22 protein-coding genes and 3 pseudogenes are annotated in these 20,778 nt (G+C 74.2%); 12 read left to right on the top strand and 13 right to left on the bottom strand.

What is annotated here, in order from left to right; all coding sequences use genetic code 11:
* Nucleotides 1-1,209: low temperature requirement protein A (locus JNW87_RS17480; protein WP_309233963.1), on the top strand; the 1,209-nt coding region annotated here is incomplete at its 5' end.
* A 74-nt stretch (nt 1,210-1,283) separates the two neighbouring features.
* Here JNW87_RS17480 and JNW87_RS17475 read toward each other — a convergent pair.
* The 5 genes and pseudogenes from JNW87_RS17475 to JNW87_RS17455 form a co-directional block, all read right to left on the bottom strand.
* Nucleotides 1,284-2,138 carry an alpha/beta fold hydrolase gene (locus JNW87_RS17475; RefSeq protein WP_238454060.1) on the bottom strand — a complete coding sequence of 285 codons (855 nt, stop codon included), beginning with the start codon at nt 2,136-2,138 and terminating at the stop codon, nt 1,284-1,286.
* Nucleotides 2,135-3,133, bottom strand: coding sequence for an SDR family oxidoreductase (locus JNW87_RS17470; protein ID WP_238454059.1), 999 nt, complete (start codon nt 3,131-3,133; stop codon nt 2,135-2,137). Before JNW87_RS17470 ends, JNW87_RS17475 begins: the two co-directional genes overlap by 4 nt.
* Nucleotides 3,134-3,149: 16 nt before the next feature.
* Nucleotides 3,150-4,679, bottom strand: coding sequence for an NAD(P)/FAD-dependent oxidoreductase (locus JNW87_RS17465; RefSeq protein ID WP_109800172.1), 1,530 nt, complete (start codon nt 4,677-4,679; stop codon nt 3,150-3,152).
* Nucleotides 4,680-4,694: 15 nt separating this feature from the next.
* Nucleotides 4,695-6,113, bottom strand: coding sequence for an RNA-guided endonuclease TnpB family protein (locus tag JNW87_RS17460; RefSeq protein ID WP_109800171.1), 1,419 nt, complete (start codon nt 6,111-6,113; stop codon nt 4,695-4,697).
* Nucleotides 6,110-6,718: pseudogene (locus tag JNW87_RS17455) on the bottom strand (IS607 family transposase). The gene JNW87_RS17460 and the pseudogene JNW87_RS17455 overlap by 4 nt, the downstream one beginning before the upstream one ends.
* Nucleotides 6,719-6,876: 158 nt before the next feature.
* On the opposite strand from JNW87_RS17455, the gene JNW87_RS17450 reads away from it, so the two are divergent.
* Nucleotides 6,877-7,539: a TetR/AcrR family transcriptional regulator gene (locus JNW87_RS17450; RefSeq protein WP_109800170.1), complete on the top strand. Its 663-nt coding sequence runs from the start codon at nt 6,877-6,879 to the stop codon at nt 7,537-7,539.
* Here the strand turns inward: JNW87_RS17450 and JNW87_RS17445 are convergent.
* Complete coding sequence (locus tag JNW87_RS17445; protein WP_109800169.1) at nt 7,509-8,003, bottom strand: hypothetical protein; 495 nt, start codon at nt 8,001-8,003, stop codon at nt 7,509-7,511. The genes JNW87_RS17450 and JNW87_RS17445 overlap by 31 nt on opposite strands.
* A complete protein-coding gene (locus tag JNW87_RS17440; RefSeq protein ID WP_109800168.1) occupies nt 8,003-8,479 on the bottom strand; it encodes a hypothetical protein in 477 nt (158 codons plus the stop codon). The genes JNW87_RS17445 and JNW87_RS17440 overlap by 1 nt, the downstream gene beginning before the upstream one ends.
* Between JNW87_RS17440 and JNW87_RS40695 the strand changes: the two are divergent.
* Nucleotides 8,478-9,215, top strand: a pseudogene (locus JNW87_RS40695) (helix-turn-helix transcriptional regulator); the annotation flags it as partial. The gene JNW87_RS17440 and the pseudogene JNW87_RS40695 sit on opposite strands and share 2 nt — an antisense overlap.
* Nucleotides 9,188-9,520, top strand: a complete 333-nt coding sequence (locus JNW87_RS40690) for a WYL domain-containing protein (RefSeq protein WP_309233964.1) — start codon at nt 9,188-9,190, stop codon at nt 9,518-9,520. The pseudogene JNW87_RS40695 and the gene JNW87_RS40690, both read left to right, overlap by 28 nt.
* Nucleotides 9,521-9,557: 37 nt before the next feature.
* Here the strand turns inward: JNW87_RS40690 and JNW87_RS17430 are convergent, their stop codons facing one another.
* Nucleotides 9,558-10,883 carry a PLP-dependent aminotransferase family protein gene (locus JNW87_RS17430; protein ID WP_238454058.1) on the bottom strand — a complete coding sequence of 442 codons (1,326 nt, stop codon included), beginning with the start codon at nt 10,881-10,883 and terminating at the stop codon, nt 9,558-9,560.
* A 176-nt stretch (nt 10,884-11,059) separates the two neighbouring features.
* Here JNW87_RS17430 and JNW87_RS17425 point away from each other — a divergent pair, with 176 nt between their 5' ends.
* Both JNW87_RS17425 and JNW87_RS17420 read left to right on the top strand, forming a co-directional pair.
* Nucleotides 11,060-11,671, top strand: a complete 612-nt coding sequence (locus tag JNW87_RS17425) for a LysE family translocator (protein ID WP_109800165.1) — start codon at nt 11,060-11,062, stop codon at nt 11,669-11,671.
* Between the two features lie 35 nt (nt 11,672-11,706).
* On the top strand, nt 11,707-12,381 hold the full coding sequence (locus JNW87_RS17420; RefSeq protein WP_238454057.1) for a B3/4 domain-containing protein: 675 nt from the start codon (nt 11,707-11,709) through the stop codon (nt 12,379-12,381).
* Between the two features lie 180 nt (nt 12,382-12,561).
* Here the strand turns inward: JNW87_RS17420 and JNW87_RS17415 are convergent, their stop codons facing one another.
* Together JNW87_RS17415 and JNW87_RS17410 are read right to left on the bottom strand one after the other, a co-directional pair.
* Complete coding sequence (locus JNW87_RS17415; protein ID WP_238454056.1) at nt 12,562-13,491, bottom strand: sialidase family protein; 930 nt, start codon at nt 13,489-13,491, stop codon at nt 12,562-12,564.
* A gap of 321 nt (nt 13,492-13,812) precedes the next feature.
* On the bottom strand, nt 13,813-14,349 hold the full coding sequence (locus JNW87_RS17410; protein WP_109800162.1) for an RNA polymerase sigma factor: 537 nt from the start codon (nt 14,347-14,349) through the stop codon (nt 13,813-13,815).
* A gap of 147 nt (nt 14,350-14,496) precedes the next feature.
* Here JNW87_RS17410 and JNW87_RS17405 point away from each other — a divergent pair, with 147 nt between their 5' ends.
* A complete protein-coding gene (locus JNW87_RS17405; RefSeq protein ID WP_109800161.1) occupies nt 14,497-14,919 on the top strand; it encodes a VOC family protein in 423 nt (140 codons plus the stop codon).
* A complete protein-coding gene (locus JNW87_RS17400) occupies nt 14,900-15,874 on the top strand; it encodes an RNA polymerase subunit sigma-70 (RefSeq protein WP_238454061.1) in 975 nt (324 codons plus the stop codon). The genes JNW87_RS17405 and JNW87_RS17400 overlap by 20 nt, the downstream gene beginning before the upstream one ends.
* 5 nt (nt 15,875-15,879) lie before the next feature.
* On the opposite strand, the gene JNW87_RS17395 is transcribed toward JNW87_RS17400, so the two are convergent.
* Entirely contained in the window at nt 15,880-16,041 is a 162-nt protein-coding gene (locus JNW87_RS17395; RefSeq protein ID WP_161557763.1) for a hypothetical protein, read from the bottom strand.
* On the opposite strand from JNW87_RS17395, the gene JNW87_RS17390 reads away from it, so the two are divergent.
* Nucleotides 16,040-16,468 carry an archease gene (locus JNW87_RS17390; RefSeq protein WP_109800159.1) on the top strand — a complete coding sequence of 143 codons (429 nt, stop codon included), beginning with the start codon at nt 16,040-16,042 and terminating at the stop codon, nt 16,466-16,468. The two genes, JNW87_RS17395 and JNW87_RS17390, sit on opposite strands and share 2 nt — an antisense overlap.
* Before the next feature lie 7 nt (nt 16,469-16,475).
* Here the strand turns inward: JNW87_RS17390 and JNW87_RS17385 are convergent, their stop codons facing one another.
* Nucleotides 16,476-17,894 (bottom strand): RtcB family protein, encoded by a 1,419-nt coding sequence (locus tag JNW87_RS17385; protein ID WP_109800158.1) that lies wholly within the window; start codon nt 17,892-17,894, stop codon nt 16,476-16,478.
* A 75-nt stretch (nt 17,895-17,969) separates the two neighbouring features.
* On the opposite strand from JNW87_RS17385, the gene JNW87_RS17380 reads away from it, so the two are divergent.
* Together JNW87_RS17380 and JNW87_RS17375 are read left to right on the top strand one after the other, a co-directional pair.
* Nucleotides 17,970-18,776 carry an SDR family oxidoreductase gene (locus JNW87_RS17380; protein WP_238454055.1) on the top strand — a complete coding sequence of 269 codons (807 nt, stop codon included), beginning with the start codon at nt 17,970-17,972 and terminating at the stop codon, nt 18,774-18,776.
* A 173-nt stretch (nt 18,777-18,949) separates the two neighbouring features.
* Entirely contained in the window at nt 18,950-19,366 is a 417-nt protein-coding gene (locus JNW87_RS17375; RefSeq protein ID WP_238454054.1) for an SSI family serine proteinase inhibitor, read from the top strand.
* A 49-nt stretch (nt 19,367-19,415) separates the two neighbouring features.
* Here JNW87_RS17375 and JNW87_RS17370 read toward each other — a convergent pair whose 3' ends face one another.
* Nucleotides 19,416-20,054 (bottom strand): hypothetical protein, encoded by a 639-nt coding sequence (locus JNW87_RS17370; protein WP_236648721.1) that lies wholly within the window; start codon nt 20,052-20,054, stop codon nt 19,416-19,418.
* A 175-nt stretch (nt 20,055-20,229) separates the two neighbouring features.
* Between JNW87_RS17370 and JNW87_RS17365 the strand changes: the two are divergent.
* Nucleotides 20,230-20,778 (top strand): annotated as a pseudogene (locus tag JNW87_RS17365) (pentapeptide repeat-containing protein); the annotation flags it as partial.

Below are 20,778 nucleotides of genomic sequence, written 5' to 3'. Positions count from 1 at the left end.
CCCGCGACGACCACCACCGGCACCATCTCAGCCAACCGGAGGAGGGCCAGCTCCGAGATCGTGCCGCCAATGACCGCCACGCCGTCCACCCGCCGGCCCGACGAGCCGCACCGGACCGCCACGCCGCTGGAACTCTTCTTCGACCTCTGCTTCGTGGTGGCGGTGGCCCAGGCGTCCAACAGCCTGCACCACGACCTGGCGGAGAACCACCTCGGGCACGCGCTGGTCAGCTACCTGACGGTCTTCTTCGCGATCTGGTGGGCCTGGATGAACTTCACGTGGTTCGCCTCCGCCTACGACACCGATGACGACGTCTACCGGGTCACCACCCTGGTGCAGATCGCCGGCGCGCTGATCCTCGCTGCCGGCGTGCCACGCGCGTTCACCGACGCGGACTTCACCACCATCACCTACGGGTACGTGGTGATGCGGCTCGGCACGATCGTCAACTGGCTGCGCGCGGCGGCCGCCAACCCGGACCGCCGGGACACCGCGATCGCGTACGCGGTGGGGGTCGGCGTCGTCCAGCTCGGCTGGCTGCTGCGGCTCGCCCTGCCGGACGGCTGGGGCATGCCGGCGTTCCTGGTACTGGCGCTGGCCGACGTGCTGGTGCCGGTGGTCGCCGAGCGGCACGGCAAGACCGGCTGGCACCCGCACCACATCGCCGAGCGGTACCAGTTGTTCACCCTGATCGTGCTCGGCGAGGCGATCCTGTCCATCTCGGTGGCGATCCAGCGCGGGGTGGACGCCGGAAACCCGGAGCTGTGGCGGCTCGCCGCCGCCGGGATGGTGATCGTCTTCGCGCTCTGGTGGCTCTACTTCGATCGTCCTGGGCAGCTACCGCCGTCCCGCCTGCGCGGCGCGCTGTTCTGGGGGTACGGCCACTACCTGATCTTCGCGGCGATCGCCGCGGTGGGCGCCGGGCTGGCCGTCGCGGTCGACCACGACCTGCACGCCGCCCACGTCTCCGGCCGGACCGCCGGGTACACAGTGGCGGTGCCCGTCGCGGTATTCCTGGTCACCCTCTGGGCGCTGCACCTGCGCTGGAAGCGCGGCCTCGGGCTGGTGCTCTTCCCGATCGTGTCCTTGCTGGCGCTGGTCACACCCCGGCTGCCGGCGCCGGTGCCGGCGCTCGCCGCCCTGCTCTTCGTCCTGGTGGCGGTGACCCTGGTGCTGCGGCACCGCCAGGCCACCGACGTCCCCGCCTGACACGCGGCATCCCGCCGGCTGGCCGGCGGCCGTCCCGCAGCCAGCCGCGACCCGGCGCCGGCCCACGTGACTCGTCAGGGCCCGGCGGCGCCGGCCCAGAAGTCGCGGAGCAGCGCGTGGAACTCCTCGGCCCGCTCGATCTGCGGCATGTGCCCGGTATCGGCGAACAGATGCGTCCGTGCCCGGGGCAGCCGGGACCGGGCGGCGGTCAGGTGGGTGGCGGGGAGGATCAGGTCCCGGTCGCCCCAGACCACCAGCGTGGGGACGTCCAGCGCGGCGACCGCGTCGAGCAGCTCGGCGCGCCACTGTGGTCGTACGCCCCGCCAGGTGCCGAGGCCGCGGACCAGTTCCAGCATCACCCGGGCGGCGTGCGGCTGCCCGGCCACCGCGAGCGCGGTCGCGATCCGCTCCTCGGTGGCGTACGCCGGGTCGCGGAAGATCGCCAGCTCGGTGCGGCGGGCGATGGCCGGGTGGGGACGCAGCAGCAGCCGGCCGAGCGGGCGCAGCGCGAGCAGTCGCAGCGCGACGGTCACCTCACGGCCGAACCCGGCGCTGTTGACCAGCGCCAGGCTGGCCGCCCAGGACGGCTCGTCGGCGGCCAGCCGCATCGCCACCGCCCCGCCCAGGGAGTTGCCGACCAGATGCGCCGGCCGGTCGACGCCGGCCGCGTCGAGGAACTCCGCGACGGCCGCGGCGAGCGCCGGCAGGGTGTGCGGGGCGTCCAGCGGCGCGGAGCCGCCGTGGCCGGGCAGGTCGACGCTGACCACCCGGTGGTCGGCGGCCAGCAGCTCGTGCTGGGCGGTGAAGTCGTCGAGGGTGCGCCCGATGCCGTGCAGCAGCACCACGGCCGGCCCGGCGCCGGAGATCCGGCAGCGCACCCGCCGCCCGGCCACCGTCAGCTCGGCGGCGCGCGGCAGGGAGAGGGTCACGCCGGGCGTCCGGGGGCGGTCTCGGGGGTCACCGGGTCGACCGCCGGCCGGGGCGTGGGCACCGCGTCCGCCGTCGCTGTGGGCGTGGGCACCGGGTCCGTCGTCGCTGCCGGCCCGGGCGCCGCAGCGGGTTCCAGCCGGGACGTCGAGCGGGCCGCGGGGCCGCCGGCGCTCCGGTTGAGACCGACGGCCAGGACCCGGTGGTACGAGGCGGGGGCGAGCCGGGCCAGCAGGTCGGGCAGCTTCGCCGACCAGCCGATCAGCACCCGCCCGCGGCGGCGTTCCACCCCGCGCAGGATCACCTCGGCGGCCTTCGCCGGGTCGATGGAAAGCAGCTTCTCGAACTGTCTGCGGCCGGCCTCGTACTCCTCCGGGGAGACTCCGCTGCCCACCCGGGCGCTCTGCGCGATCCGGGTCCGGATGCCGCCGGGGTGCACCGAGGTGACCCCGACGCCGTCGTCGGCCAGCTCGTGCCGCAGCGCCTCGGTGAAGCCGCGGACGGCGAACTTGCTCGCCGAGTAGGCGGCCTGCCCGGCGGGCGCGATCAGCCCGAAGAGGCTGGAGACGTTGACCAGGTGGGCGCCCGGCTCGGCCTTGAGCGCGGGCAGCAACGTGTGGGTCAGTCGGACCACGGCCCGGAAGTTGATGTCGACGACCCAGAGGAACTCGTCGAGGGTGACCTGGTCGAACCGGCCGCCCAGCGCGACGCCGGCGTTGTTGACCAGCAGCCGGATCCGCGGGTGCGCCGCGCGGATCGCCGCGGCCACCCGGTCGGTCGCGTCGGCGTCCGCGAAGTCGACCAGGTGGGTGTCGATCCGCCGCTCGGGGTGGGCGGCGCGGATCGCGGCGACCACCGCGTCGAGCCGTTCGGCGTCCCGGTCGAGCAGGACCAGGTCGGCTCCGCGCCGGGCGAGGGCGTGCGCCAGGGCCTCGCCGATGCCGCTGGCCGCCCCCGTGACCACGGCGGTGCCGCCGGGAAAGACGAAGTCGCGCATCCGATGCTCCTCTGGGTCAGACGACGGGGGTCTCGGCGGGGGTGCCCACGGCGGGGTCGGCGACCGGCCCGGCCGGCGAGTCGGTCGGTGCGCCGGCACGGGCGAACCGGACGCCCTCGTCGGTGAGCCGGCCGTGGCGCATCAGCAGCACGTCGCGGGGATAGTTCTGGTGCAGCCGCCAGGGCGCCACCGGCCCCTGCTTGGGCAGCTGGTCGACCGCGCGCAGCACGTACCCGGACTTCAGGTCGATCAGCGGCTCCAGTGCGCCGGAGGCCGGGGGGACCGGGGTGACGATCTGCTGGCCGGTGGCGTCGAGGTGGCGCAGCAGGCGGCAGACGTACGTCGCGACCAGGTCGGCCTTGAGTGTCCAGGAGGCGTTCGTGTAGCCGATCGTCATGGCGAAGTTCGGCACGCCGGAGAGCATCATGCCCTTGTACGCGACGGTCCCCGCGAGGTCGACCTCCTGCCCGTCCACCGCGAGCGTCATGCCGCCGAGGGCGAGCAGGTTGAGGCCGGTGGCGGTGACCACGATGTCGGCGGGCAGCTCCGCTCCGGAGGTGAGCCGGACGCCGTGCTCGGTGAAGGTGTCGATGGTGTCGGTCACCACCGCCGCCCGACCGGCCTTGACCGCCTCGAACAGGTCGCCGTCCGGGACGACGCAGAGCCGCTGGTCCCACGGGCTGTAGCGCGGTGAGAAGTGCCGGTCGACGTCGTAGCCGACCGGCAGGCGGCCCTTGGCCGCGCGGCGCAGCAGCCTCTTCATCACGGCGGGGGCGCGCCGGCTGAGCTGGAAGTTGGCCACCCCGAGCAGCACGTTCTTCCAGCGCACCACCGGATACGCGGCCTTCGCGGGGAGCCAGCGCCGCAGCGCGTCGGCCAGCACGTCACGGGAGGGCAGCGCGATGACGTACGTCGGTGAGCGCTGCAGCATGGTGACGTGGGCGGCCCGTTCGGCCATCGCCGGCACCAGGGTGACCGCGGTCGCGCCGCTGCCGATCACCACCACCCGCTTGCCGGTGTAGTCCAGGTCCTCGGGCCAGTGCTGCGGGTGCACGAGCCGGCCGGCGTACCGGTCGACGCCGGGAAGGTCCGGGGTGTAGCCGGCGTCGTAGCGGTAGTAGCCGGAGCAGGTGAAGAGGAAGGCGCAGGTGAGCACGACCTCCTCGCCGGTGTCGTCGCGGCGGGCGTGCACGGTCCAGCGGGCGCGGGCGCTGTCCCACTCGGCGCGGAGGACCCGGTGGTGGAAGCGGATGTGCTGCTCGACGCCGTACTCGCGGGCGGTGTCCCGGACGTACGCGCGGATGGAGTCGCCGTCGGCGATCGCCTTCGGGTCGGTCCACGGTTTGAAGGAGTAGCCGAGGGTGTACATGTCGGAGTCCGAGCGGATGCCCGGGTAGCGGAACAGGTCCCAGGTCCCGCCGATGGCCCCGCGGGCCTCGAGCACCGCGTAGGTCTTCTCCGGACAGTTGCGCCGCAGGTGCACGGCGGCGCCGATGCCGGAGAGCCCGGCACCGACGATGAGCACGTCGACGTGGTCGGAGGCCATGACATCTGCTTCCTACTAGTTGCTCATTGCTAAGGGGTTCGGATGGTTCGCTCTCCGCTCGGCGGGTGTGGCCGGGCTGGAGTCCTGGACCGGCAGTCTGGTCCGGTGGCGATCGGTCCTGTCCCGCAGGATCTGCTTCACCTTCTGTTGCGGGGTGTGCAGGGCGATGTCGGGGTCGCCTGCTCGCTGCAGGATGTTGATCGCGGCGTTCACGTCGGCCTGCCAAACCACCCCGCATCGGGTGCAGTGAAACCGGTCCCCGCTGCGTCGGCCGAACCGGCCGCAGCGGTGACAGGCTTGTGAGGTGTAGGCGGCGTTGACGTGCACGAGCGCAGAACCTCTGCGCTCCGACACGTTGGTCAGCGCCTCGGCGGTGACCCCTTTGGTCCACGCGGCGAGGCGCCGGTTGACGTTCTTGCCGAGCCTCTTGCGCCCGGCGATCCTTTTGGTGAGGTCTTCGGCGACCACGGTGGCGGCCTTGTCGACGACCCGGTGCACTGCGGTGAAGATCTCCGTGCGCACCTGCGCGCGGTGGCGGGCGGCCCGTCGGTCCCGCTTGACGGTCCCGAGGTTGTTGGACCTGATCCGGTGCGCCTTCGCGTGGTCACCGCGGAGGGCGGCGGTGTTCGCGATTGAGCGCAGCTTCGCCCGGCGCCGGTTGCGTTGCTTCAGCCGGTCCGACTCGGCGGTCAGCAGCTTGCCGAGGCGGGTGCCGTGGTGGGTACCGTCGGAGTCGGTGAGGGCTTCGGTGTAGCCCTTGTCCACGCCGATCGTCCGGTCGCCGCAGGGCCGCTGCGACGACCGCATCTGCGATGCGTCGATCTGGTAGTGCACCTCGACCCGGCCCCCGCGCAGGATCAGCCGCAGTGTCCCAGTCGGGGCGACGGTCGTGGACAGCGGGATTCTGACCTTCTGGCGGCGTTCCAGGCCGGGTACGGCCAGCCACAACCGGCCGCGCCCATCGGTGAGGGTGTTGTGCTGGTCCGCGCGCACAACGATGTGATCGTGCGTGCGGTTGCGGCCCCGCTTCCAGTGCTTGCGCATCTGGCGAGCCAGGAACGGGTCGCCAGCCCACCGGTCGGCCGCCAGCGCGCTCAACATCCGCTTCCGCTCGGCCGGATCGGTGGCACGCCGGGAGGCCGCCCGACGCACCTGAACCTTCGCCGCCGCCAGGTTCGCCGCGATGTCGGCCATCGCGTCGCGGACGGATTCCTTCCACGCGTTCGCCAGCACACCAAACGTCACGTGCGTCCCGTCGGCTAGCCAGCGGTCCCGCACCTGCCGATCCCTCAACCCGGACCCGACCCCGGCAATCGACCCATACCGCTGCCACACCTCGCTGCGCACCCGACCCAACCGACGGGCCTGCTCCACCAGGGCGGCATACTTGCCCGGGTTCAGGGCCGTCGAGTACGCGATCCGGGTGACCTTCACCAGTCGCCCACCACGGTCAGGTCGGCCCCCTTGAGTTCCCTCTCGTAGCGTCGCAGCCTGTCCAGCCGGCCCAAGAGAAGGTGTGCACGACCGCCAGCAGATCCTCGACCATCTCCTGCTGCGGGGACAATGTCTCCTGGTTGGCCACCATGATCTCGCAGCCGCTGCGAGCCGCCACGTGCTCCACGAAGTCGAAGCCGAACCGGGCCAGCCCATCCTGGTGCGCCACCACGAGCGTGCCGAACTCCCCCCGGTCGACCACGTCCATCAGCGGCAGGAACTTCTCGCGGCACAGGTTCATCCCGCCGCCGATCTCGCTGACCCACTCGTCCACGGCCAGACTGCGGGCCTGGCAGAACTGCTGCATCGGCACGACCTGCGAGGCCAGATCTGCCTTCTGGCGCGGAGACGACACCCGGCAGTAACCGCCGGTCGGCGTCGAAGCCTGGCTGCAGCACCTTGCGCACACCGGAGTCGGCGAAGTACCGCTGCCCCGGCGGCAGACGCCGGGCGGTGATCCGCCCCTCCGCCTCCCACCGACGCACCGTGCTCACCGACCGGCCCACCCGCTCGGCAAACTCGCCAATCCGATACACGCTACCCACAACAGTCCATTACAGACAGATGCAGAAAGGAAGCTGACCACTAGTCGCTCCTCCCGTTCCGCGCGGCAGTGCTCCGGACACTATCCACCGCCGTCGACGCCAGTCAACACCCTGTCGAATGAGATCGACACGGTGTCGAGCGGGTGTAGCATCGACCAATGACCATCGCCCGTACGTCGTCCGGCGGGGCACCGACGCGCGGGCGGCGCCCCGGCCGCTCCACCGGCGACGACCGGGAGCTGGCCATCCTCGGCACCGCCGAGCGGCTGCTGGCGGAGCGTGCCTTCGCCGACATCTCCATCGACGACCTGGCCCGGGGCGCCGGCATCTCCCGGCCGACGTTCTACTTCTACTTCCGGTCCAAGGACGCGGTGCTGCTCACCCTGCTCGATTGGGTCATCGAGGAGGCGGACGCGGCCGCGGGCGATGTGCTGGACCGACTCGCCGAGGACCCGCGCGCCCGCTGGCGGGAACTGATCGGCCGGTTCCACGCCACCTTCGGCGGCCACCGCGCGGTGGTGCTCGCCTGCGCCCAGGTGCGCGGCACCAACGCCGAGGTACGCCGGCTCTGGGCCGCCGTGCTGGAGCGCTGGGTGCACGCGGTCGAGACCGCCATCGAGGGGGAACGCCGGCGCGGGGCGGCCCCGGACGGGCTGCCCGCCCGGGACCTCGCCATCGCGCTGAACTCCATGAACGAACGGGTCTGGTATGCCACCTTCGCCGGCGACGGCCCGGCTGTGGCCGAGCGGGACGTGGTGGACGTCCTGCTCGAGGTCTGGCTGACCGCGATCTACCGAACGACCTGCCCGCCGCCGGCCTGATCCGGCTCGCCGCCGGCTCGGGTGAAGTCCATGATCCAGTTCGTCTCCCAGGTGCGCTCGCCGTCGGTGGAGAACGCCTGCTCCCAACGGCAGGAGGTCGGCGTGATCCCCGACCAGATGAACCGGCACCGGACCGGCCGCCCCTCGTCGGTGTCGTCGGCGAAGAATGTGCCCACCCCGTCGACGAACCGGCCGACCACCGGCGGCAGCTCCAGGATCCCGCGCCGGCTGTGCATCCAGTAGATCGACCAGAGCCCGGTCGCCGGGTCGAGGATGCGCACGGTCGAGCCGGAGAAACCCCGGCTGGGGCAGCGCATCTCGTCGAAGCTGCCGGCGCCGTCGAAGAATCGATGCGCCACCGAGGTGGCGGGGAACTCGTCCCACTCGTCGCTGCCGACGTGTCGCTGCCTCAGCCGCCGATTGGTCACGTCCCACGTGCCCACGAGGAAGTCGAAGTCGCCCATCAGAATCCCACCGGCCCCTCGGTGCGGCTGTCGGCCAGGTAGCCGGCCAGGTCGGGGCGGTCGGGGGCGAGGATGTGGCGGACCCAGGCGGTCCGCTCGTGCTCCAGCACGCCCAGCTCCCAGACGCAGCCCACGCCGGGGCGGGGCATCGGCACGAAGTGCGCCGGGTCGTCGTCCGGGCAGTCCAGGGCGGGCTGGCCGGCGACCGCGATGCGGCATTCCACCACATTGTCCCAGAACCAGCTGTACGCCAGCAGGTAGGCGCCGCTGTCCGCGCCCCGGTGCAGCACCACCCAGCTCGCGGGCGGGGTGCCGCCGTCGGGCCCGGGCAGCAGCCGGGGCAGGTACGCGTACGCGGCCGTCACCACCTCGGGTTCGAGCCGGTGGTCGGGCTGGTCGATGTGGTAGCGCTTGACGTGCCGTCCGGCGACCTCGACGGTCCCGGGCACGGTCAACTCCTTGTCGCGAAATGCCATGCCGGGACGGTACAACCACTCCCCTGACAGCTACTGTCAGTGGATGCGGGCCAGTCGTCTCCTGTCGATCCTGCTGCTGCTCCAGACCCACGGCCGGCTCACCGCCGCCGAGCTGGCGCAGCGGCTGGAGGTCTCCGTCCGGACCGTCTACCGGGACGTCGAGTCGCTGCACGCCGCCGGGATCCCGCTGTACGGCGAGGCCGGGCACGCCGGCGGCTACCGGCTGGTCGACGGCTGGCGGACCCGGCTGACCGGGCTCACCGCCGAGGAGGCGGACCGGCTGCTCTTCGCGGGACTGCCCGGGCCGGCCGCCGAGCTGGGCTACGAGTCGGTCGTCGCCACCCTCCAGCTCAAGCTGCGGGCCGCGCTGCCGGCGCCGCTGGCCGACCGGGCCGCCGAGCTCCAGCAGCGGTTCCACCTGGACACCCCCGGTTGGTACTCCGACGGCGACCCGTCCCCGCACCTGTCCCCCACCGCCGACGCGGTCTGGCGGCAGCACCGGATCCGGGTCCGCTACCGGAGCTGGCGGGGCGAGGTGACCCGAACCCTGGAGCCGTACGGCCTGGTGCTCAAGGGCGGCCGCTGGTACGTGGTGGCCGCCCGACCCGAGCGCGCCGAGCCGGCCACGTACCGGGTGAACCAGATCCTGGACCTGACCACCCTGGACGAGAGCTTCGGCCGGCCCGCCGACTTCGACCTGCCGGCCTGGTGGCGGGCGCACGTGGTGGAGTTCCGGGCCCGGCTGCACCGCGACGAGGCGACCATCCGGCTCTCCCCGCGGGCCGGGACCGGTTGCGGGAGATCGGCAGCGACGCGGTGGTCGCCGCCGTCGACCGCAGCGCCGGCCCGCCGGACCACGCCGGCTGGGTGCGGGCGGTGGTGCCGATCGAGTCGCTCACCCACGCCCACGGCGACTTCCTCCGGCTCGGCGCCGAGGTGGAGGTGGTCTCCCCCGCCGAACTGCACGCCCGCCTCGCCGACACGGCCGCCGCGCTGGCCGCGCTCTACGCGCCGACGCAACTCGCGCCCGCGGTGGGCTGACCGGCCGGTCGCGGCGGCGCGGGCGTGCCGGCCCGCCTCAGCGCAGCCCGCGCAGGGTGGCGCCGAGGATGGCGACCCCCCGCTCGATGTCGCCGGGGGCGTTCGCGGCGTAGCCGAGGACCAGGCCGGGGGGCTGCGGTCGCTGCCCGTGCCAGGACAGCGGCTGCACCTTGACGCCCCGCCGCAGGGCCGCGGCGGCGAGGTCCACGTCGGACAGCCCCGGGTCGAGGGTGACCAGCAGGTGCAGGCCGGCGGCGGCGCCGTGCACCACCGCCCCGGGTAGGTGCCGCCCGATCGCCCGGATCATCGCGTCCCGCCGGCGGACGTGCCGGCGCCGCAGCAGCCGAAGGTGCCGTTCCAGCGCGCCGGAGTCCATCAGCTCGGCCAGCACGAGTTGGGGCAACGCCGCATTGCCGAGGTCGGCCATCCGCTTGGCGGCCACCAGCGCCGCGTGGTACCGGGGCGGCACCAGCACCCAGCCGATCCGCAGCGCCGGGGCGAGCAGCTTGGAGACGCTGCCGGTGTAGCAGACCCGCTCCGGCAGCATGGCCCGCAGGGCCGGCACCGGCGGGCGGTCGTAGCGGTGTTCGGCGTCGTAGTCGTCCTCGACGACCAGGCCGCCCCGCTGTGCCCAGCGGATCAGCGCCCGCCGCCGCTCGCCGTCGAGCACCACCCCGGTCGGGAACTGGTGCGCCGGGGTGAGCAACACCGCCGGGGCGCCGGTGGCGGCCAGGTCGTCGATCCGCAGCCCGTGCGCGTCGACCGCGACCGGCGGGGTGTCCAGCCCCCAGTTGCGCAGGTGCTGGCGTACCCCGAGGGAGCCCGGGTCCTCGACCGCGACCGTGTGGATGCCGTCGTCGTGCAGCACCTGGGCGAGCAGGCCGAGCGCCTGGGACACCCCGGCGACGATCATCACCTCCGCCGGGTCGACCCGGATGCCCCGGCTGCGGGCCAGCCAGGTGGCGACGGCCAGCCGCAGCGCGGGCGTCCCGGTCGGGTCGCCGTAACCGAACGCCGCCGGGGTGAGCCGGTGCAGCACCGCCCGCTCCGCGCGCAGCCAGGCCGCGCGGGGAAAGGCCGCCAGATCCGGTACGCCGGGCGTCAGGTCGAGCTCCGCCGGGGCGGTACGGAGCGCGTCGAACACGTCGGTGCCGGGCCGGTCGGCGAAGACCTCGGTCGGCGCCGGCGGTGTGGGTGGCGGGGCGGGCACCGCGGCCGGGACGGCCACGACCACCGTGCCGGATCGACCCCGACCCACCACGTGCCCGTCCTCGGTCAGCCGCTGGTACGCCTCGGTCACCACGCCCCGGGAGACGCCCAGCTCGGCGGCGAGCACCCGGCTGGCCGGCAGCCGGGCGCCCACCGGCACCCGGCCGTCGGCGATCGCCCCGCGCAGCCGGGCGGCCAGCCAGTCCGCGAGCTCCGGGAGGCGCCTAGCCGACGTCGAGCTGGAGGAAATCCGAGCCCGCCGTTATGGACCGGTCAGTCGTCGCTGGTTTGGCCCTGTCCACCGGACCATTGTGATCGCAGGGTGGACGGGTGACCATCACCTTCCTGCTGACCACGCTGGTCGTGGCCGCCACCCCGGGCACCGGCGTGGTCTACACCCTGTCCGCCGGGCTCTCCGGCGGCCGCCGGGCGGGCCTCATCGCCGCACTGGCCTGCACGCTCAGCCTGGTGCCGCACGTGGCGGCGGCAGTCACCGGGCTCGCCGCGCTGCTGCACGCCAGCACCCCGATGTTCCGCGCCGTGACCTGGCTGGGCGTGGCGTACCTGCTCTGGATGGGCTGGTCGACGCTGCGCGACCGGGGTCCGCTGCCGGTCGACGGCGAGCCGGTCCCGCGCCGGACGGCCCGGCTGGTCCTCGACGGGGTGCTGATGAACCTGCTCAACCCGAAGGTGACCGTCTTCTTCGTGGCGTTCCTGCCCCAGTTCGTGCCCCCGGACGCGCCCGCCGCCGCGCCGCGGATGCTCGCCTGCGGGGCGGTGTTCATGCTGGTCACCCTGCTGGTCTTCACCGGCTACGGGCTGCTGGCCGGCACCGTACGGCACCGGGTGCTGGCCCGCCCCCGGCTGACCGCGTTCCTGCGCCGCGGCTTCGCCGGCAGCTTCCTCGCCCTCGGCCTCGGCCTCGCCCTCACCGCCCGATAGGAGCCTCCCGTGCGTCTCCGGCACTCCCCGCAGATATGGTCGACTTCCCGGAACTGGTCTGCGGCGTCCTGCACGCCACCGGGATCAACCCCGACGTGGACGTCGACGCGCGGCTCGCGCCGTTCACCGCGGCGGCGCGGGCCCGGCTGGCCGACGGCCCGGAGAGCGGCTTTCCGGAGATCCAGGCCTGGCGGCGGGCCTTCGCCACGATGGGGCTGCCGCCGACCCGCTACCGGTGCGCGGCCGAGTCGCTGCTGCGCCGCTACCGGCGGGAGGGCTCGCTGCCCCGGCTGCACCCGCTGGTCGACCTCGGCAACGCCGTCTCCCTCGGGCACGCCGTGCCGGTGGCGGTGCTCGACGTCGCCCGGATCTCCGGCGACCTGGCGGTCCGGCACGCCACGGGCGAGGAGCGCTACCTGACCCTGGCCGGCGAGGAGGAGCGGCCCGAGCCGGGCGAGGTGATCTTCGCGGACTCGGCCGGGCGGGCGCACTCGCGGCGCTGGACGCACCGGCAGAGCGGCCGGTCGGCTGTCGGGGGCGCCACCGGCGAGGTGCTGATCGTCGTGGAGGCGATGCACGCGTCGGCCGGCATCGACGTGCCCCGGATGCTGGCGGAGTTGGAGTGCGCGCTGGCCGACGTCTGGTCGGCACCGGCTCGCTCGGCCGTGCTGAGCGCCACCGAGCCGGCCTTCCGGATCCCGCCCGGCTGAGCACCCGGCCGTCCCGCTTCCTGCCCGGCCGGGTCCGGCAGTGCGGTCGTGGGGCTGGCCGGGATCGCGGCGACGCACGGTCGAGCCGTCGCCGGGGCCGGGATAGTGCGGACGTCCGGCCGGGCACAGGTACCTGCGGCTGCTCCCGGCGCCACCGGGCGCCGGGAGCGGCCGAGGTGCTCACAGTGCGGGCGGGGCCACCCAGGACCAGGTGAGACCGTCGGCGGAGAGCCAGGCGCCCTTGCTGTCCGGCCAGCCGGTCTGCACGTACCCGCCGGGCACCGGCCGGGCGTCCGCGCCCGGCCCGAGGGTGGTGGGGCGAACCGTGCGGCCACCGTCGGTGCTGGCCAGCATCACCGGCTTCTCGGCGGCCGAGATGCCGGCCTGGATCAGCAGGACCCCGTCCCGGCGAACCGCCGCCCGGATAGTCCGGTTTGCGACGTCGGCGGTGCCAGCGGCGCGCTGCCAGGTGTCGCCGCCGTCCGCGCTGCGCCAGATCACCAGCTTGCCGGTCACCCGGCCGACCGCGTAGACCGTGCGGCCGTCGAAGGTGGCCACCGCCGCCCCGCCCACGTCGTCGGAGGCGGTGAGCAGGTCGGGGAACTCGTGCCGCTGCCAGGTCCGGCCGCCGTCCCGGCTGACCTCCACGCCACTGCCGGTCCAGACCGTCGGGCCGCCGTTGCCGTCTCTCGAGCCGGTCCAGCCGCTGATCCAGAGCCCGGCCGAGGCCGGCGAACCGGCGGCGAGCGTCGAGTTCCGCAGGGTGGACGCCGTCGCGAGCTGCGCGATGTCCCCGGTAGCCGGATCGACGGCGAGCAGCGGTTCGTCGCTCGGACCGGGCTGCAGGTCGAGCACCCGCCAGCCCGCCGGCAGCGCCGCCACCCGCCGGACGGTCACCTGCCGCCAGGTCGCTCCGCCGTCGGCGCTGGTGGTCCAGGCCGCGGACCGGCTGTTCGGCGCCGACCGGGAGACGTACCAGGCCGCCAGGGTGCGCGGGCCCACCGCACGCAGGTCCACCATCGCGTCGTCCGGCACCGGCAGCCGGCCGGTTCGCCAGGTCCGACCACGGTCGTCGGTCGCCGCGAACCGGACCGGCAGCCGGTCCGGCACTCCTGGTAGCGCAGGTAGACGTGGTTCAGGTCGCCGGCGGCCGGCCGGCCGGTCGACACCTGGCGGCCCGCGCCGGGCGTCGGCGTGGGCTGCGGCCCGGGCATGAACTCCGGGGTACGGTCCGGTCCGAAGGCAGGGGCCGGGGACGGCTTGCCCGCCGGCCGGGCGACCGCGATCCCCGACCCGGTGGCCACCACCGCCGCCGCGACGACCGCCGCCGCGATCCGGGTCCGCCGGCGGCGCCGGGCGCGGGCCCGCACCTGCTCGAAGTGCGGCTTGAACGCGGCCTGGGCGGCGGCGTTGAGTCCGGCGAAGTCCAGCTCAGGCATTGCGGGCCTCCCGCTCGGCGAGGGCGTGGACCGGGCCGGCCGGCTCGGTGTCGGTGAGATGCCCGGCCAGGGCACGTCGGGCGCGGACCAGGCGGGTCTTGACCGCCTCCACCGAGCAGCCCATCGCGGCGGCCACCTCGGTCACCGGCAGGTCCGCGAGGTGGTGCAGCACGACGGTCTCCCGGGCCTGCCGGGGCAGCTTCTGCAGGGCCGCCACCAGGGCGACATGGTCCGGTGACAGGGCGGGTGCGCTCCGCTCGGCGGGGTGCAGGCGACCGGACCGGGCGATGCGGTGCAGGATCGACCGGCGCCGGAACCGGGACCGGGCGGCGTTCAGCGCCACCGTCCGCAGCCAGGCCTCCGGGTTGTCGACCTGGCGCAGCTGGCCGGGCCTCGCGAGGGCCCGGACGAACGCCTCCTGTACGACGTCCTGCGCCTCGGCGTAGTCGCCGGTCATTGCGTACACCTGGGCCACCAGGCGGGCCGCCGAGGCGGCGTACACCTGTCGGATCTGTTCCTGCGGGTCCACATCGTCCCCTCCCGTGTCTGGTCGCTGCACCCGGTACGACCCGTCAGCGGGCGGCGAGGTGACATTCTCATCGGAACACCGATGAGTCGCCGACCGGCCGGACGTTGTACGTCACGGCAGCCGTCACCGAGGCCAGGGAGGCCGATCATGGACTGGAAGCTCGAACTCGTCGTGGTGCCCGTCTCGGACGTGGACCGGGCCAAGGCGTTCTACCTGGACCAAACCGGGTTCCGGCTGGACGTGGACCACTCCGCCGGCGAGGACTTCCGCGTCGTACAGCTCACCCCGCCCGGCTCCGCCTGCTCGATCGCGCTGATGCGCAAGCCGGACGCCGCGGGCTCGGTGAGCGGCCTGCACCTGGTCGTCCGGGACATCGACGCGGCGCGGGCGGAGCTGGTGGACCGGGGCGCGAAGCCGAGCGAGGTCTTCCACTTCACCGCGGGCGGCGTGCAGACCCCCGGGCCGGACCCGGAGCGGCGGGACTACGGCTCCTTCCTGTCGTTGCGCGACCCGGACGGCAACGAGTGGCTGGTCCAGGAGGTCGGCCGGGCTGGGGCGGCGGCAGCGTGACCGCCGACCTGCACCCCGCGCCGACGACCCGGACTTCGCCGCGCTCACCGAGCGCCACCGGCGCGAGTTGCACGTGCACTGCTACCGGATGCTCGCCTCCTTCGACGACGCCGAGGACGCCGTCCAGGAGACGTACCTGCGGGCGTGGCGGGGGCGGGACCGCTTCGACGGCACGCAGCCCCGGGCCTGGCTCTACCGGATCGCCACCAACGTGTGCCTGGACCTGTTGCGCCGCACCGGCCGGCAGCCGCGCGCCGTGCGGTCGTACGCGGAGGTGCCGTGGTTGCAGCCGTACCCGGACCGGCTGCTGGACCGGGTCGCGCCGGGTGACGAGCAGCCGGACGCGGTGGCGGTGACCCGGGAGACCATCGAGCTGGCCTTCCTCGCCGCCATGCAGGTACTGCCGGCCCGGCAGCGGGCCGCCTTCCTGGTCCGCGACGTGCTCGGCTGGTCGGCGGCGGAGACGGCGGAGCTGCTCGAGACCAGCGTGGCGGCGGCCAACAGCGCGCTGCAACGGGCCCGGGCCACCCTGCAGGCCCACCTGCCGGCCCGGCGGGCGGACTGGGCGGCCAACCCGGCCGACGAGCGGGAACGGGAGTTGCTGGCCCGATTCATCGACGCCCACGAACGCTGCGACGCCGCGGCCGCGCTCGCCGCGGCGGCGCCGGACCTCCGGATCACCATGCCGCCGGCGCCGATGTGCTTCGACGGGGTGGCGAGCATCGCGCCGCTGCTGGAACGGGCCTTCGGGCCGGAGCGGGAGGGCGACTGGCGGCTGCTGCCGACGTACGCCAACCGGATGCCGGCCGCCGCGAGCTACCTGCGGCGCCCCGGCGACCCGGTGTTCCGGGCGTTCAAGCTGGACGTGCTGCGGGTGCGGGACGGGCGGATCGCCGAGATCACCACCTTCGGCCACGCGCTGTTCCCCGCGTTCGACCTGCCGGCGGTGCTCTGAGCCCCTCAGTGGCCGGCCCACCACCGCGGATCCGGGCGGGTCGGCCCGGCGTCGCCACCGGTGAGCTCCTCGAACTCGGCCGGGCTGATCTCCCCGGCCGGCAGCCGGCGGGCGTTCGCCGACAATTCACCGTGACCGGCCGCGCCGGGCGGGCATGATCGGGGCATGGAGCGACGACCGCCGCGGGGGCACCGCATGGTGCCGCACACCGCCGACGTCCGGATCGAGGCGTGGGCGCCGGACCGGGAGGGGTGCGTCGCGGAGGCGGTCACCGCGCTGGTCAACACCTTCGTGGACTTCACCGGCGCGGTCTCCGAGGCCACGGGGGAGTTCCACGTCCCGCCGGGCGACGACCCGGACCTACTGGTGGGCGTACTCGACGAAGTGATCTTCCGGATGGAGACGGAGGGCGAGCTGCCGCTCAGCACCGAGGTGCGGGCGGCCGACGACGGCGGCCTGACGGTGCGCTGGCGTACCACCGGCACGGACGCCGTGGAGCTGGTCGGCGCGGTGCCCAAGGCGGTGTCGCTGCACGAGCTGCGCTTCGGCCCCGACGGGGACGGCTGGTCCGGCGCGGTGACGCTGGACGTGTGAGGCCGCCTCAGCCCTTCACCACGCCGATGGGGACGAGGCGCGCCACCCGCCGGCACAGCCCGGCGCCCTCGGCCGCGGCCACCACGGCGGTGATGTCCTTGTACGCGGCCGGCATCTCCTCGGCCAGCCCCCGCCGGGACGCCCCGCGCACCGCGATGTCCTGCGCCTCCAGCTCGCGCCGCGGGTCGTGCCCGCGTACCGCCTTCGTGGCCTGCTTGCGGCTCTGCACCCGACCGGCCCCGTGGCAGGTGGAAGCCCACGCCGGTGCGCCGGGGACGCCGGTGAGCACGTACGAGCCGGTGCCCATCGAGCCGGGGATGAGCACCGGCTGACCGACCCCGCGCAGGTCGTCCGGCAGGTCGGCGTGGCCGGGCGGCAGCGCCCGGGTGGCGCCCTTGCGGTGCACGCAGAGCCGGCGCCGCGCGCCGTCCACCTGGTGTGTCTCGATCTTGGCGAGGTTGTGCGAGATGTCGTACACCAGGTCCAGGTCGCTGCCGGTGACCCGGTGGAAGACCTGTCGGGCCGCGTGGTGGAGCAGCTGTCGGTTGGCCCGGGCGTAGTTGGCCGCGGCGGCCATCGCGCCGAGGTAGGCCCGCCCCTCGTGGGACGAGACGGGGGCGCAGGCGAGCTGCCGGTCGGGCACGTGGATGCCGTACCCGCGCATCACCTTCTCCATCTCGTGGACGTAGTCGGTGCAGATCTGGTGGCCCAGGCCGCGCGACCCGCAGTGGATCATGACGCAGACCTGGCCGGCCCGCAGCCCGAACGCGCTGGCCGCGGCCTCGTCGTAGACGTCCTCGACGACCTGCACCTCGAGGAAGTGGTTGCCGGAGCCGAGGCTGCCGACCTGGCGCGCGCCGCGCTCCACCGCCCGCTCGCTCACCTGCGCCGGGTTCGCGTCGTCGACCGCGCCGTAGTCCTCGCACCGGTCCAGGTCGTGCTGGACGCCGAACCCGCGCTCAACGGCGTGGCGGGAGCCCCCGCGCAGCACCGCGTCGAGTTCCGCGCGGTCGGTCAGGTGCCACACCGCGCCCTTGCCCATGCCGCGCGGCGTCGCCTCGCCGAGGCCGTCCATCAGCGCGTCCAGCCGGGGCCGCAGGCCGGCACGGTCCAGGTCGGCGGCGAGCAGCCGCACCCCGCAGGAGATGTCGAAGCCGACCCCGCCGGGCGAGACCACCCCGCCCTCCTCGATGTCGGTGGCCGCGACCCCGCCGATCGGGAAGCCGTAGCCCCAGTGCACGTCCGGCATGGCGTACGAGGCGCCGACGATGCCGGGCAGGGTGGCCACGTTCGCGACCTGATCCAGCGACTTGTCCGCCCCGGCGTCCGGCAACAGCGACCGGGAGGCGAAGACCACGCCTGGAACCCGCATCGGATCATGCCGGTCGATCCGGAACCGGTACGGCGACTCCTCGACCAGCTCCATGTCGCCCGGCTACCCCGGTCCGGGGCGGTTACACCCGACCTGGTTGAGCTCGTCCGGTCAGGGTAGTGCGGCGGCATGCCCCAGCGATACGAGGACTACCCCCGAACCGCCGTCGTCACCGGCGCGGACTCCGGCATCGGCAAGGCCTCGGCGGTGGCGCTCGCCGCGGCCGGCTTCGAGATCGGCATCACCTGGTACGGCGACCCGGACGGCGCCGAGCACACCGCCGCCGAGGTACGCGCCACCGGGCGCCGCTGCGAGGTCGCCGAGCTGGACCTGACCCGGCTGCCCGACGCCGCCGCGGTGGTGGACGATCTGGCCGACCGGCTCGGCGGGATCGGTGTGCTGGTCAACAACGCCGGCACCGGGATGGCCACGCCCTTCGTCGACGTGGCGTGGCAGCAGTGGCGGGAGGTGCTGAGCGTCGACCTGGACGGGCCGTTCCTCTGCTCGCAGCGGGCCGCCCGCCGGATGCGCGCGGCCGGCGCCGGCGGCCGGATCGTGAACATCACCAGCGTGCACGAGCACGCGCCCCGGGTCGGCTCGTCGGCGTACTGCGCGGCGAAGGGCGGGCTCGGGCTGCTGACCAAGGTGATGGCCCAGGAGCTGGCGGCGGACGGGATCACCGTCAACGCGGTGGCGCCCGGGGAGATCGCCACCCCGATGACCGGGCAGGAGGACGTCGACCCGTTCACGCAGGAGCGGCCGGGGGTGCCGGTCGGGCGGCCGGGGGACGCGCGGGAGATCGCGGCGGTGGTGGCGTTCCTCGCCTCGCCCGCGGCCGCGTACGTGACCGGGGCGTCGTGGGTGGTGGACGGGGGGATGCTGCTGATGGGTCCGCAGGCGTCTGCTCTTCCTTCTGACGAGTGGCGGTCAGTCTGAGGTTGCGGTGGTGGGGTGGAGGCCGGCTGTGTGGGTCTGTGGCGGCGCGACCGGCGTAACAGTTCGTGACGTTTCGCGTTCACACCGTCCACTTAGTGTTTGCCACGCCCGGCCGCACGACGACCGGGCCGCAGCCGGCCCCCCACCTGGGGCCCAGACGGAAGGACGTCACCATGCCCTTCGCCCGATACGCCACCGCGCTCGCCCTGGCCGCGACCCTCGGCGGGCTGGCCGCCGTGGCCGCCCCCCACCCGCGGTCGGCCGGCGCGGCTCCCCGCCCCGGCCCCGAGACGCCCTCGGTGCTGCTGCTGACCGTCGACTCGGGGACCGCCAGGTCCCGGGCCACCGTGCTGGTCTGCGGCCCGGCCGGCGGCCTGCACCCGGACCCGACGACCGCCTGCCGCCTCGTGGCGCGGGTCGACGGCGACCTCGCCGCGCTGGACGTGGACCCGGGGCCGTGCACCCGGGAACACGCCCCGCTCACCGTGCGCGCCGTCGGCTTCTGGCAGGACCGCCCGGTGGCGTACGCCCAGACCTTCGACAACCGGTGCGCGCTGCGGCGCGGCACCGGTGCGCTCTTCGACTTCTGACCGGTACGCGGCGCCCGCGCCCGCGCGGGCGCCGCCTACTGTCCGGTGCTCACCTGATCAGCGAGATGGAGGCCCGCTGGATGTACGCGACCTGCGCGGCGAAGGCCACCAGCGCCACGGCCACCCCGACCGCGACGGCCACCGTCGGTGAACCACCCGTCACCCGGGTCAACAGGGTGGCGCCCAACCCGATCAGGAGCGCGTTGACGGCACCGACCATCGCTGCCGTGGTGAGCAGCAGATGCCAGCGGCCCGGCCGGGTGCCGACCGCCGCCCAGACGGCGCGCTGCGGGTCCCCACCGAGGACCGCGTCGGCGAAGAAGTCGTGCCCGCCGGCGAACTGCCGCTGGTAGTAGGCGCGGATGCGCTGGATGCGCTGGAGATCCAGCGAGTTCTCCACCATGTTCTGCACCAGCCGGCCGAAGGTGAACAGACCGGTGATCACCAGGGTCGGCACCACCGCGCCGAGGTACGGCTTGAGCAACTGCCCGCTGGACGAGACGAAACCCAGTCCGATCAGCGCGGCGGAGAGCATGGTCAGGAACACCGTGGCCCGGCCGACCGACTCGGCGATCGTGGCGCCGCGAGAGGTCTGCAGCACGAAGTGCTCGGTGGTCAGGGCGGTGAGCAGCGCCTGCTCCCGTGCCTGCTCGTTCATTCCGCCGCCCTTCGTGCCGGTTACGGTCACGATACGAAGATCCGGGGCGACGGCGTGGGCGAACGGAGGCCACGACCGGTCCTGGTGCCCGGGCCGCCGGGACCGCGACCGGCCGGTGGGCGGAGAATGGGTCCGGTCGCGGCCCCCTCGCCGCGCGCACCCTCAGCAACTCGGAGCAGCGGGAGATCGGTTCAGCGTGTCGGACATCGCGCAACAGCAGTCGTCGGCGACCGCCGGGCGGGAGCTGCGCGCCGACTGCGCGCGCTGCTTCGGCATCTGTTGCGTCGCGCCGGCCTTCGCCGCCTCCGCCGACTTCGCGCTCGACAAGCCCGCCGGGCAGCCCTGCCCGAACCTGGGGCCGGACTCCCGCTGCGGCATCCACCCCGACCTGCGCCAGCGCGGCTTCCCCGGCTGCACGGTGTTCGACTGCTTCGGCGCCGGCCAGCAGGTCGCCCAGGTCACCTTCGGCGGGCGGGACTGGCGGACCGACCCGGCGACCGCGCGCCGGATGTTCGACACGTTCGCGGTGATGCGACCGCTGCACGAACTGCTCTGGTATCTGACCGAGGCGCTGGCCCTGACCCCGCCCGGTCCGCTGCGCGACGACCTCACCCGGGCGCTGGCGGAGACGGAGCGGCTCACCGACGGCACCCCGGAGGAACTGCGCGCCCTCGACGTCGACGCCCACCGGGGTCGGGTCAACGCGCTGCTCGACGTCGACGCCCACCGGGGTCGGGTCAACGCGCTGCTCTCC

This window comes from Micromonospora sp. ATA51 (genome assembly GCF_016802855.1).
GTDB classification, from domain to species: Bacteria; Actinomycetota; Actinomycetes; order Mycobacteriales; family Micromonosporaceae; genus Micromonospora; species Micromonospora sicca.
The sequence above is the reverse complement of the archived record's forward strand: the minus strand, read 5'-3'. Positions and strand labels throughout refer to the sequence as shown.